This window comes from Blautia sp. aa_0143, from assembly GCF_004167315.1.
In the GTDB taxonomy this organism is placed as follows: domain Bacteria; phylum Bacillota; class Clostridia; order Lachnospirales; family Lachnospiraceae; genus Blautia_A; species Blautia_A fusiformis.
Genome location: NZ_RCXU01000018.1, coordinates 75061 through 87761, shown reverse-complemented (window position 1 = coordinate 87761; position 12701 = coordinate 75061). Strand labels below are relative to the sequence as shown.

Here is a 12701-nt window from a genome sequence, read left to right as displayed (position 1 = left end):
TTGTGGAGAACCATTTATGGTACAGACTGAACATTTGCGAAGCAAATGACATCGAACGACGGAGTCGTGAGATGACCACCGCTGGAGTATCGGTACGCAGGTTAGAATTGATTCAAAGAGTTTGATTAACGATCAACAGGCATGTATGTAGTTTTTAAGGTACAAACCTTAATTAAATATTTAAGTAATCCTCCTTAGCTCAGTCGGTAGAGCATGCGGCTGTTAACCGCAGTGTCGTTGGTTCGAGTCCAACAGGGGGAGTTTTTTTATGCCTGTAAACAAGGAATTGTTTACAGGCACTTTTTATATGTTTGTATAAATATCCGTTATATATATCGTAATATTTGACCGAATCAAGTAATCCCCTATAGAATGTTTTCTGATAACAGACTGGAAACTATTTCGAAATCATGCTAGAATGAAATTGGTTTGGTTAAGAAAGAATAATTTATGAGAAAGAAGCAGAAAAATGGAATTATTTGATATCATAGATGAAAACGGAAATCCCACTGGAAAGATCGTAGAACGGAGTATTGCTCACGCAGAAGGAATCCCTCATCGTACTGCTCATATCTGGATCATCCGTCGGAGGAATGAAAAAACAGAGATCCTTCTTCAGAAAAGATCCAGAAACAAGGACTCCTTTCCTGGAAAATTTGATACTTCATCTGCAGGTCACATACAGGCGGGAGATGAACCAATGGAATCGGCATTACGGGAACTGAAAGAAGAACTGGGAATCCATGCGGAATCAGCTGATCTGCAGTTTGCAGGAAAATTCCCCATATCTTTTGCCAGAGAATTTCATGGAAAAATATTCCGGGATGAAGAAATCGCTTTTGTTTATATTTACGATCACCCTGTAGAGATCGATCATCTTACACTTCAAAAGGAAGAAGTAGAAGAGGTACAGTGGTTTGATCTGGAAGAAACGTATCAGCAATGCAGTCAGCACAGAGATAAATTCTGTGTTCCGCTGGGAGGTCTGCAGCTTGTACGTCAATTTATAAAAAGTAACGGCAATACAATAAAGGAGTGAAAGATCATGAGAAAAGATTTCGGAGCAAAGCCTTACACTTATCCACAGCCGGTATTAATGATCGCTACATATGGTGAGGATGGAAAACCGGATGTTATGAATGCAGCCTGGGGAGGAATCAGCGATGATAAGGAAATTTCCATCTGTGTCAGTGAAAATCATAAAACAACTGAAAACATCCTGAAAAAAGGCGCTTTTACAGTAAGTATGGCAGATGTGGAGCATATGACAGCCTGCGACTATGTAGGAATTGTTTCCGGAAACAAAGAGCCGGATAAATTTGTAAAAGCCGGATTTACAGCAGAAAAATCTGAAAAAGTAGATGCACCTATTATCAAAGAGCTTCCAATCTGTATAGAATGTAAGCTGAAAAGCTATGATAAAGACACCTGCCGGCTGATCGGTGAGATCGTAAATGTCAGCGTGGATGAGAGCGTTCTGGATGAAAATGGAAACGTAGATGTTGCAAAAGCAGCACCGATCACTTTTGATCCGTTCAACAATGCATATATCCGTCTTGGCGAAAAAGTCGGCGATGCTTTTAAAGCCGGAACGGCACTGAAATAAATAATATCTACTGAAATACAGAAAGTCTCTTTCACAGGTACAGATAAAAAATTATCTTCTGGAAGAGACTTTCTATTTGTTATAAATATTCTTTAATTCAGAACTCCTAATTCTTTAAAGGCCTGAAAAATCCCGTCCTGATCATTACTCTTTGTTACAAAAGAGAAATGTTTTTGCAGCTCAGAAGGTGCATTTCCCATCAAAACTCCACATCCTACTGCCTCCAGCATTTCCAGATCATTATAATTATCTCCGAATGCAATAGTACTGGTAAGAGGGATTTTTCGAAGATCACAAAGATATTTTACAGCTTCCGCTTTGTTTATGCCGCCAGCCATGATCTCCAGAAGAGAATCGGAAGATCTTGCAATAGATAATTCCGGAAAATATTTGCGAAGAAGTGTTTCTGACGGTGACATATATTCAGAATCGCACATACACAGGATTTTATCTACCATAAGCGTATCTGAGAGAGACTGAAGGGATCCCTCTATAGAGGTAGTTTCCACAACCGTTTCTTCATGGATCACATGAGGGTCTGTCCGGTCTTTTACGATCCAGTCTTCTGAGGTAAAAACATTCCAGGTCACGTGAGGACATTTTTTTTCGATCACATCAATGATTTTGGAAGCGTCGGAAATGCTTATTCCTTTTTCGTAAAGGATATTTTGATCTTCATCCAGGATTAGTGCACCACTGAATGCAATGGTACAACAATGGAAATCATTTTTTTTAATAATAGGACGGATGCCGGAAGGGCTTCGTGCTGAAGAAATAGTAAACAGAACGCCCTGATCTGTCAAAGTATGAATGGCGGAACTAGTCAGCGGAGATACCACATGTTCTGAGGTTAGTAAAGTGCCGTCAATATCGCTGAAAACAGCCTGTGGCTTAAATGAAGATAATGGTTTCATATTCGAGATCCTTTCTGTAAAAGATGAGTATAGGTGTTTCTGTATATAAAATAGCACATAAATAACAAAATAAAAATATATCCAGATTTCATTATGACAAAGCTTTTTTTGGAGCCAGTGCAGTAGATGCCTCTTTTGGAGCATCGGCCACTAGAGAGATCGAAGCAGCTGTGAAACGCTGCGTGTATGCCAATGCAGAGGAAAGCTATCTTCTGGCGGACCATACCAAGTTTGGCAAAAAAAATCTCATAAAATATAATGATGTCAGTGAGTACCAGTTGATCTTTACCGATGAAGAATTGGAAACAGAGCAGAAAAATAAAGTGATCCGACAGGGTGGAAGATTTTGTGAATAGCAAAAATACAGAAATCTGTTGACAGAAGATAAATCTGCAGATTATATATAAATATAACAGATTCACGAAAAAGCCTCGGATTATTCAGAAAATTCATGCTTGTAGGTGAATATAGGATATGATAACATAAAAAATATCATTTTTGTAAAAACGCAAAAAAAGGAGGTGCTGACATGCGCTCAATGAGAAAAAATGCATACAGGAGAGCTATATCTTCCTAATGATGATGAGATCATCCAGGATCAGATCAAAAAGCTGGATCGACTTTATGATTTCAATATGACACGTCCCACACAGTTGGATAAAAGAAATGCTGAAAGAGATACTACACTATGATATAAGAGTGGAAGGAATGTCCGGCTTTTGAAAAATCAAAAAGAAGCAGGTTGATAGGAACAGGAATGGATGAGGACCTGTCTGATGCTGAAAGAAAAGAGGATAAATTATGGGAATGAATGAAACACCGTCAGCAGACCGTGTACATATCGGTTTTTTTGGCAGAAGAAATGCAGGAAAATCCAGTATCGTAAATAAGGTGACAGGCCAGGAGCTGGCTGTGGTATCCGATGTAAAGGGAACTACTACAGATCCGGTAAGTAAGGCCATGGAACTACTTCCTATGGGCCCGGTGGTAATCATAGATACACCAGGTATTGATGATGAAGGACATCTTGGAGAACTTCGCGTCCGCAAGGCGAAACAGGTGCTGAACAGAGTGGATGTAGCAGTTCTTGTAGTAGATGCCACTGTGGGAAAAACCAGTGTGGATGAAGAATTGATCCATATTTTTAAAGAAAAGGAGATTCCATATCTGGTTGTTTATAACAAGGCAGATCTGCTGAAAACAAAAGATGGGAACCGGCTTTCTTCAGATAATAACTTAAACCAGAATACCCATGCGGGTGCGGTCAAAGAGAGCAGTGTCAGCCAGAAACAGGATCATGAAAACCAGAACACAGAGCAATCTATTTATGCCAGCGCCGCCACCGGTCAGAATATCTACGAATTGAAAGAAAAGATCGCTTCGCTGGCAGTAACGGATGAACTGAAATTGCGTCTGGTAGGGGATCTCCTTGAACCATCAGATTTTGCGATTCTTGTAGTTCCCATAGATAAAGCTGCACCAAAAGGGCGTCTGATCCTTCCGCAGCAGCAGACGATCCGTGATGTGCTGGAAGCCGGAGCAGTAGCCATCGTGATCAAAGAGGATGAGCTTTCCAATACACTGGAAACCCTGGGGAAAAAACCAAAGCTTGTGATCACAGACAGCCAGGTCTTTGCCAGAGTCAGTGAAGAAACTCCAGAAGACATCTGGCTTACTTCATTCTCTATTCTGTTTGCCAGATTTAAAGGAAATCTAAAGACAGCGGCAGCTGGGGCAGCAGCACTGGACCGGCTGAAAGACGGTGACAAGATCCTGATCTCAGAGGGATGTACCCACCACAGGCAGTGTGATGATATCGGAACAGTCAAGCTTCCACGCTGGATCCGTAATTATACGGGGAAAGAGCTGGAATTTGAGTATTCTTCCGGAAGAGATTTCCCGGAGGATGTGACGAAGTACAGTCTGATCGTGCATTGTGGCGGATGTATGCTTAATGAGAGAGAAATGCGTTACCGTCAGAAATGTGCATTGGATCAGGAGATTCCTATCACCAATTACGGAATTGCCATTGCGTACATGCAGGGAATCCTGAAACGTTGTGTGGAAATGTTCCCGGATGTGAGGAAAGAACTGGAACAGTAATTTTTTTCAGGTGTTTACATTTTTTCCGAAAAATGATATAGTAGCGATTGTTCATTTTATAAATTTGCAAAAGGTGACGATAAGGAGTTGCAGATACAATGATCGATCAGACACTTTCACAGGCCCTGCAGAAAGAAATTCCAATACTTACAGCTCAGATCCGAAGTCTCTATGCAGAATTCGATAAAAAATTTCATCTTAACGGAGCAAAGATCCCTATAACTTTTGGCATGGAGCCGGATCTGCTGGGATCTTATACAAGAGGCAGCTGCCACGAAAAAGAGCATTTCCATTTTTCTCTGCTGTTTATCGGCTATGCGGTAAAAAATCCTCTGAAAAAAGAAGACCGACTGGATCTTTACAAACATGAATATGCCCACTATATGCAATATAATTTTCACATTCCCTCAGAGTATCAGTGGCAGCACGGAACCCACGGAAGCGCCTGGAAATACTGCTGTTCCCTGACTGGTGCGGCACCAACGCCATATTATAAGGCAGGGGAAGCTCTGATGAAACACAACTATGAGAAAAAACTCCGAAGCCCGATCCATGACCGTACTGTAACGGTGCGGGATACTTACAGAAGAGAGCAGCAGCACAGGAATACTCAGAACAGTATTGTACGCTATGAGATCGGAGAGGATGTCAGTCATCCGAAATTCGGAACCGGAAATATTGAGCATGTAGAGCAGCTTCCGGGTTCTGTAAGGCTTCACATCCGTTTTGGAGAAGAACTGAAAGTGATCGATCAGAAATGGCTTCTTCGGACAAAATATAAAAAGATCTGAATATAGTTTTATAAAAATAGACATCATCCTGGATATCAAAATAGATATCATATGGAGATGTTTATTTTTTTTTATATCATTGATACAGTATAAAAAAATTCTCCGGTACAGAAAATCTGTGTTCCGGAGAACTTTAAGTCAGGCGGATATTTGCGATTCGCATTTAGCCAGTTGCCTGATTCGGTTAAAATCAGCTTATATTATTCAGAAACCTTCACAAACTGGCTGTTATAAAGATTCTGATAGAATCCGCCTTTTGCCATAAGCTCTTCATGGCTTCCCTGTTCGATGATGCTTCCGTCTTTCATGACAAGAATCTCATCTGCATTGCGGATGGTAGAAAGACGGTGTGCAACGATAAAGCTTGTTCGCCCCTGCATCATCCGGTCAAAGGCCTCCTGGATCAGCATTTCTGTTCGGGTATCAATACTGGAGGTTGCCTCGTCAAGGATCAGCATTGGCGGCAGACACAGCATGACACGGGTGATGCAGAGAAGCTGCTTTTGTCCTTGACTTAAGCTGTCTTCATAAAGAATGGTATCCAGGCCATTTGGAAGACGGCGGATAAATTCCCAGCTGTGGGACATTTTAGCTGCCTGGATCACGTCCTCATCAGAAGAATCCGGCTTTCCGATACAGATGTTGTCACGGACAGTTCCATGCTTGATCCAGGTATCCTGGAGAACCATGCCATAGCTTCCGCGGAGGGCATGTCTGGAAACATCGGTGATGGGGGTTCCGTCCACGGAAATACTTCCACCGGTGACGTCATAGAACCGCATCAGCAAGTTGATAAAAGTTGTCTTGCCACAACCGGTAGGGCCTACGATGGCAATACGTCTGCCTGGTTCTGTATGAAGATTAAAGTTTTTAATGAGAGGTTTGTCCGCTTCGTAGCGGAAGGAAACATTCTGGATATCCACTGCACCTTTTACATCGACAAGAGTTCCGGACGGATCCGGGCTTTCTGGCTCTTCCTCCAGAAGATCAAAGATCCTGGTAGCGCATGCCAGAGCGTTCTGAAGCTCTGTGATCACGGAGCTGATATCGTTGAAGGGCTTCATATACTGGTTTGCATAAGCCAGCAGTACGGAAAGTCCACCGACAGTCAGATGACCGCCCGGGATCAGAAAGGCACCTGCAAGAGCTACACCTGCGTAAATGATGTTGTTGACACATCGTGTGGACGGGTTGGTGAGGCTGCTGTAAAAAACAGCCTTCTGGCTGGCATCACGGAGTTCTTCATTGATCGCAGCAAAACGTTCGGAAGAACGATTTTCGTAACCAAAGGCCTGAACCACTTTTTGATTTCCGATCATTTCCTCGATCAGTGCAGTCTGACGTCCACGGGCATCACTCTGCGCACGGAACATCTGGAAGGAATGGGAGGAGATGAATTTCGCCACAAAAAAGCTTACAGGTGTCAGGACAATGATCATCAGAGTGATCCACACATTTTTGGAGAACATGAAGAGCAGGGTTCCGATGATGGTGATGACACCGGAAAACAGCTGTGTAAATCCAAGGAGCATACCATCGGAAAGAATATCCGTATCTGCGATGACACGGCTGATGATATCACCGGTGCTGTGTCCGTCCAGGTAGGACAGAGGAAGCTTCTGGATATGGCGGATGGATCTTGCACGGATATCCTGTACTGTGCGGTAGGTCATACGGTTGTTGATGACACTCATGATCCAGGTGGCAATGCCGGAAAATACGATCATGACAAGAATACGGGAAAGATAGAATCCCATTCTTGTAAAATCAACTTCGTGGGCAGCAACGACCTCATCAATGGCATAACCAAAAAGTACGGGAACATACAGCTGCAAAATTACAGTGACTGCTGCCAGGATCACACTTAATACGAGAAGAAAACGGTATTTTCCAATGAAACGTAGTACCTTGAAAAAGGTTGCCATGCTGTTTTTGCTTTTGGCGGTTGTATCTGTTTTACTCATGCCAGGACCTCCTTTCCAGTCGCTTTTTCATATTTGGTACGCTCTTCCGGGAACTGTGAGAAAAAGATCTCACGGTAGGTTTTACAAGTAGAGATCAGCTCCTGATGGGTTCCTTTTCCGGAAAGCTGACCGTCATCCAGTACCAGGATCAGATCGGCCTGGCGGATGCTGGCGGCTCTCTGGGATACCAGGAAGGTGGTTGTTTTTCCACCAAGCTGGTGAAGGGATTTCCGAAGTGCCGCATCTGTGGCAAAATCAAGAGCACTGGCACTGTCATCCAGGATCAGGATCTCTGGTTTTTTCACAAGAGCGCGGGCAATGGTAAGTCTCTGACGTTGGCCACCGGAAAGATTCCGGCCGTTCTGTTCCAGACGGAAATCCAGCTGACCGTCCTTTTTCTCTACGATTTCACGAGCCTGAGCAGTGGTAAGTGCTTCCCACATTTCTTCGTCTGTGGCATCTTCCCGTCCCCAGCTTAAGTTATCGCGGATGGTTCCCTGGAAAAGTGCTGCTTTTTGAGGAACTACGCCGATTTTTTCCCTGAGTTTCTGCCTGGAATAGGTCTGTACATTCTGACCGTCGAGGGTAATGACTCCGGAGGTTGCGTCGTAGAAACGGGCGATCAGATCCACAAGAGTGGATTTACCGCTTCCGGTACCGCCGATGATTCCGATCGTAGAGCCTTTTTTTGCGGAAAAAGTGATATCAGAAAGGCTAGGTGCGCCGGTTCCTGCATAGGAGAAACTTACATGGTCAAAAGCGACTGCATAGTCACTGCTTTCCACAGTCGGTAAGGAAGCTTTGTCCGGGTAAGTCATGGTGGAATCGACTTTCAGGATTCCGGCAACGCGATCCGCACAGGCCATGGATTTGTTCAGGGTGATGATCAGGGACGCAAGCTTGATCAGTTCTACGATCATCTGTGCCATATAGTTGTAAAGAGCAACTATTTCACCCTGCTGCATGTTTCCGAGGTTTACCTGTACACCTGCAGTCCGGATCAGGATTACTGTTGCGATATTGATCAGTACATAAGTTGCAGGATTTAAAAGTGCAGAGATTTTTCCGACAAATTCGTTCAGTCTGGTAAGTGCAAGATTGATTTCGTCAAACTCCGCAACGGCATCAGCTTCACGGCAAAATGCACGGATCACACGGACACCGGTCAGGTTTTCTCTGGTAAGACGGGTGACGGAATCCAGACGTCCCTGTACTTTTTTGAAAAGCGGGATACTTAAAAACATGATCACAAAGACAACCAGGAACAGTACCGGAATGGCAACTGCGAAGATCAGTGCACAGCGCACATTGATGGTAAAAGCCATTACCATAGAGCCTAGAACAATAAACGGGCTTCGAAGAAGAAGACGGAGTCCCATGTTTACTCCGTTCTGTACCTGATTGACATCGTCTGTAAGACGGGTGATCAGCGTGTCAGTGCCAAGGGTGTCCAGCTCCGTATAGGAAAGCTTCTGGATATGGTCAAATACAGCCTGACGCACTTCTGTGGCAAAGCCTACGCTGGCTTTTGCAGCAAAAAACTGTGCAGTAATGCTGACTGCAAGTCCTGCAGCGGCCATCAGTATCAGAATAAAAAACTTCTGAACGATATAGCCGTGGTCATTATTTGCAATTCCCACATCGATGATCTGGGCGATGACGACAGGCACCAGCAGATCAAATACAACTTCCAGAAACTTGAAAAAAGGAGCCAGAACGCTTTCTTTTTTGTAGTTTTGAAGATATTTTGCAAGTGTTCGCATTTCTTTTTCTTCCTCCGTTTCCTTATTTTTCTATAATAAACCTCTGTTATTATACTCCTATGGAGATAATACGTATAATATTGTTTTTAATGTATGATAATATAATTTTGCTATTGCCTGGGACGGAAATCTGTGGGATGATAGAAGTATGGTTTTTAGGATAATTGCGTGGGAAAGATATTCATAGTATTTACAAAGCATTGCAGATATAGTATTTCTTAACCGAATTAAGAAAGTACTCTGTGGGACAGCGAAAAGCAATAAGCAGTAGATGGGTTTTACCTGTGTTATATATCAGATAAAGAAAGAAGGATTTATATATGGAAATCAGACAGCTGGAATATTTTCATGAGATCGCAGCAACAGGAAGCATCAATGAAGCCGCAAGGAGACTGAACATGTCCCAGCCGCCGCTGAGCTATCAGATCAAGCAGCTGGAAGCAGAGCTGAAGGTGAAGCTTTTTGAGCGGACCAGGGCAGGCGTGACACTGACAGAAGCAGGAAAGCTTCTTTATGACAGGACAGAGAACATTTTGAGCTACGTTCGTTCCACAGAACTGGAAGTATCCAAAGCAGGGAAAAAACAGGTTTTACGTATCGGGATCACGCCAACCACAGTGACCACCATTATGCCTTATATTTCCAGATTTTCCAGGGAAAATTGTGATGTAAACTTTGAGGTAAGGGATGCGATCACCTTTACACTTCTGAATTATCTGATGGATGGGATCATTGATGTTTCGGTAGTGCGTACACCTATCAAGCTGGAAGGTTTAAATTATCTGGAACTGGATGAGGAACCCATGATCGCGGTCCTTCCTCCGGAGATCCCGGAAAATGAGACAAAAAAAGAGGGCATCAGCCTTAAAGAGCTGACCGGATGCCCTCTCATTATTTACCGGCGGTACGAAGAATTTCTGATGAAAGCCTTTGGAGAAAAAAATCTCCAGCCAGATATTTTCTGTGTCTGCGATGATCCCAGAGACGCCATGCTCTGGGTGCAGGAAGGTCTTGCAACCGCCGTTTTTCCAAGATCCATGGAAGATCTCTGTACAGATCTTCCGATCCGCATCATTGAAGAAGAGAAGCTGAAGACCAGGATCCTTCTTGCCTGGAAAAAGGATCGCAGGCCTTCTGCCGTGATGCAGGATTTTATCAATATCTGTGAGAAATATGCAGGAAACCCTGCAATCTGATCATGGACCTGGAAAGGGGATGTATGCAGAAATCAGTCTTTGAGATGCTCTTCCTTCCAGTGCTTCCATTTCTGAACAGCTTCCGGATTCTGCTTTTCCAGCCGTTCTTCCAGCTTTTTCCGGCGCTGTTCCAGCCGTTCTAGGACTTCCGGATGCTCGGCAAGGATTTTTTCTTTCAGCTTGCCACGGCGCTTTTCCAGAAGATGAAGGATCAGTTTCCGGTCGGAAGTTAATTCCTCAGGCAGCTCATCCATATGTAATTCAATTCTTCGAAGCAGTTCATCCTCATCCAGAACACCCAGCCCATGCCAGTTATCCAGAAGCTCTTCCAGACCTTCTTCGGAGAGACGTTGGATATCCGGGATCTGATGCAGCTGTTCAATAATGTGATGGACAGATTCTTCGATCTCTTTTACTGCATCATCACCAAAAGCCCAGGCGAACTCTTCCAGGGTATTTTCTTCCTCTGCCGGAAGAAAAGCGATACTGCGGCGCAGAAGCTTTGTCTCGTCTTCCTTTGGAACATCCAGTTCATAAGGGGCTTCGATCCCTGCGTCATGCAGAGCAGCAAGAATGGTACGGCGGACCATACCGTCCTTGATCATATGACCGATGCCGAACTGACGCAGCTGGTCATTGATCTGGGTGGAATGCTCTGTGAGGTAAAAACGGATCCCACGTTTTTTCAGGCTTGCGGAGATGGCATCCAGACGGTCTGCTGCTGTGACATCAATGCTGTTGATAGCACTGGCATCTACGATCACTACCCTGGTGTCTTTTCGGATGCTGTTCTCAATATCTTCCTGAAAAATCTTTATATTTGCAAAAAACAGGTTTTCACTGAAACGGTAGATCACAACGCCCTTAATAGGGTAGGCGAAACGGTTTTTGGACAGATCAAAATAAGCATCTCTTCCAGGGATCATACCACGGAAGGAGCGCGGCGGGTTGGTGGCCTTCAGGATCACAGCTACGAAAGAGAGCAGGATACCAATGATAACCCCATAAATGGTTCCAAGACAGAGCACACTGAAACCGGCAGCCATGAAGATGTAGAATTCTGTACGGCTTACTTTGAAAAGACGTACAGCCAGATGGGTTTCCACCACATCCATCAGAGCAGAGATCACAATGGCTGTCAGTACAGGAACCGGAAGATATCCGATAAAACCGGTGCCGAAAAGAAGGATCAGAGCCATGGTGATCCCGGCAGTGATGGAAACCGCCTGAGATTTTCCACAGTACTGTTCATTGAGGGAGGTGCGGGAGATACTGCCGTTTACCGGGCAGCAGCCTACTGCGGCGGCAGCAATATTTCCGGCGGCACAGGCCAGGATTTCCTGACGGTCGTTCAGCTTATAATCATTGCGGAACGCAAAGGTATTCTCTGCAAGAAGAGTTTCTGCCATAATGACAACAGCAACCATAAGACCGCGGCCTGCCGCCTGGGTCAGATCAACATTTCCGAAATCCGGGATCACCAGGGAGGGAAGTCCACGTTCTACAGACTGCAGGAGGACTACGCCTTTTTCGTCCACATGAAAAACAACGGTGGAAAGAACACCCAGAGCCATAATAACGATAGCCATGGGGAATTTCGGCGCCAGCTTTTTAAATGTGCGGATCAGCACCAGAGCACCAAGCCCCATGAAGAGGGAAAGCCAGCTGATATTTTTGGCAGCAGCAAAGATATGCTCTGCCAGTTCCAGGAGCTCTCCGGATCCTGCAGGACTTCCCATAAGTTTCGGGATCTGCATCAGGATGATGGTAACTGCGATACCGCTGATAAAACCGCCCATAACAGGTGTGGAGATAAAGTCCACGATCTTATCTGCGTGAAGCAGAAAGAAGATAAACAGCCACAGACCTGCAAAAAGTGCGATGGCAGGAACATAATCCATGGCAGCTTCTGACTCTGCAGCAATGCCAAGAGTAGACAGTGCACCACCTACAATGGCAGCAGGTGCCGCATCAACTCCAAAGATAAACTGTCTTGAAGTGGAAAATAGAGCAAACAAAAGGATCGGCAGAACAGAACCGTACAGTCCGTATACCGCCGGGATCCCGGAAATCTGGGCATATCCCATGGAGATAGGGATGGAAACAGCTGCTATGATGATGCCGGAGAAAATATCTTTGGGAAGGTATTCCTTCCGATATCCTCGCAGCGTGGAAAACAGGGAAAGCTTCATATAGTCACATCCTTTTCTGAAAAATATTTTCTATTATATACCAAAGAGAGCCTGCAGGAAAGAAGCAAAGCAAAGGTTCCGGGTGAAAAATCGTGGACAAAGAATAACTGCCATATTATAATAAATGCGAAATTGCAGTAACCGTAAGAGAATACAGGCTGCAAAGCTGAGA

The 12701-nt window shown here is 44.4% G+C and carries 11 protein-coding genes and 1 tRNA gene; 8 read left to right on the top strand and 4 right to left on the bottom strand.

Annotation, left to right across the window (positions count from 1 at the left end):
* The first annotated feature begins 188 nt into the window (after nt 1-188).
* The 3 genes from EAI83_RS10660 to EAI83_RS10650 all read left to right on the top strand — a co-directional run bounded on the left by EAI83_RS10660 (nt 189) and on the right by EAI83_RS10650 (nt 1606).
* Nucleotides 189-261 (top strand) — tRNA-Asn (locus tag EAI83_RS10660).
* Between the two features lie 208 nt (nt 262-469).
* Nucleotides 470-1039 carry an NUDIX hydrolase gene (locus EAI83_RS10655; protein WP_015526818.1) on the top strand — a complete coding sequence of 190 codons (570 nt, stop codon included), beginning with the start codon at nt 470-472 and terminating at the stop codon, nt 1037-1039.
* A gap of 6 nt (nt 1040-1045) precedes the next feature.
* Nucleotides 1046-1606, top strand: coding sequence for a flavin reductase family protein (locus EAI83_RS10650; RefSeq protein ID WP_015526817.1), 561 nt, complete (start codon nt 1046-1048; stop codon nt 1604-1606).
* Between the two features lie 92 nt (nt 1607-1698).
* Here EAI83_RS10650 and EAI83_RS10645 read toward each other — a convergent pair whose 3' ends face one another.
* Nucleotides 1699-2520 carry a Cof-type HAD-IIB family hydrolase gene (locus EAI83_RS10645; protein ID WP_015526816.1) on the bottom strand — a complete coding sequence of 274 codons (822 nt, stop codon included), beginning with the start codon at nt 2518-2520 and terminating at the stop codon, nt 1699-1701.
* Nucleotides 2521-2597: 77 nt separating this feature from the next.
* On the opposite strand from EAI83_RS10645, the gene EAI83_RS10640 reads away from it, so the two are divergent.
* From EAI83_RS10640 to EAI83_RS10625, 4 genes are all read left to right on the top strand, one after another.
* On the top strand, nt 2598-2876 hold the full coding sequence (locus EAI83_RS10640) for a hypothetical protein (RefSeq protein WP_092070922.1): 279 nt from the start codon (nt 2598-2600) through the stop codon (nt 2874-2876).
* 192 nt (nt 2877-3068) lie between these two features.
* Complete coding sequence (locus EAI83_RS10635; protein ID WP_015526815.1) at nt 3069-3212, top strand: maltose acetyltransferase domain-containing protein; 144 nt, start codon at nt 3069-3071, stop codon at nt 3210-3212.
* A 109-nt stretch (nt 3213-3321) separates the two neighbouring features.
* Nucleotides 3322-4623, top strand: coding sequence for a [FeFe] hydrogenase H-cluster maturation GTPase HydF (hydF, locus tag EAI83_RS10630; RefSeq protein ID WP_129975359.1), 1302 nt, complete (start codon nt 3322-3324; stop codon nt 4621-4623).
* A 98-nt stretch (nt 4624-4721) separates the two neighbouring features.
* Nucleotides 4722-5414: a hypothetical protein gene (locus EAI83_RS10625; RefSeq protein WP_015526812.1), complete on the top strand. Its 693-nt coding sequence runs from the start codon at nt 4722-4724 to the stop codon at nt 5412-5414.
* 200 nt (nt 5415-5614) lie between these two features.
* Here EAI83_RS10625 and EAI83_RS10620 read toward each other — a convergent pair whose 3' ends face one another.
* Together EAI83_RS10620 and EAI83_RS10615 are read right to left on the bottom strand one after the other, a co-directional pair.
* On the bottom strand, nt 5615-7378 hold the full coding sequence (locus EAI83_RS10620; RefSeq protein ID WP_129975357.1) for an ABC transporter ATP-binding protein: 1764 nt from the start codon (nt 7376-7378) through the stop codon (nt 5615-5617).
* Nucleotides 7375-9141: an ABC transporter ATP-binding protein gene (locus EAI83_RS10615; protein WP_129975355.1), complete on the bottom strand. Its 1767-nt coding sequence runs from the start codon at nt 9139-9141 to the stop codon at nt 7375-7377. The genes EAI83_RS10620 and EAI83_RS10615 overlap by 4 nt, the downstream gene beginning before the upstream one ends.
* A gap of 320 nt (nt 9142-9461) precedes the next feature.
* Between EAI83_RS10615 and EAI83_RS10610 the strand changes: the two genes are divergently transcribed.
* Nucleotides 9462-10337 carry a LysR family transcriptional regulator gene (locus EAI83_RS10610; protein ID WP_021652963.1) on the top strand — a complete coding sequence of 292 codons (876 nt, stop codon included), beginning with the start codon at nt 9462-9464 and terminating at the stop codon, nt 10335-10337.
* A gap of 32 nt (nt 10338-10369) precedes the next feature.
* Here the strand turns inward: EAI83_RS10610 and EAI83_RS10605 are convergent, their stop codons facing one another.
* Nucleotides 10370-12529: a SulP family inorganic anion transporter gene (locus tag EAI83_RS10605; RefSeq protein WP_129975353.1), complete on the bottom strand. Its 2160-nt coding sequence runs from the start codon at nt 12527-12529 to the stop codon at nt 10370-10372.
* Nucleotides 12530-12701 lie beyond the last annotated feature (172 nt).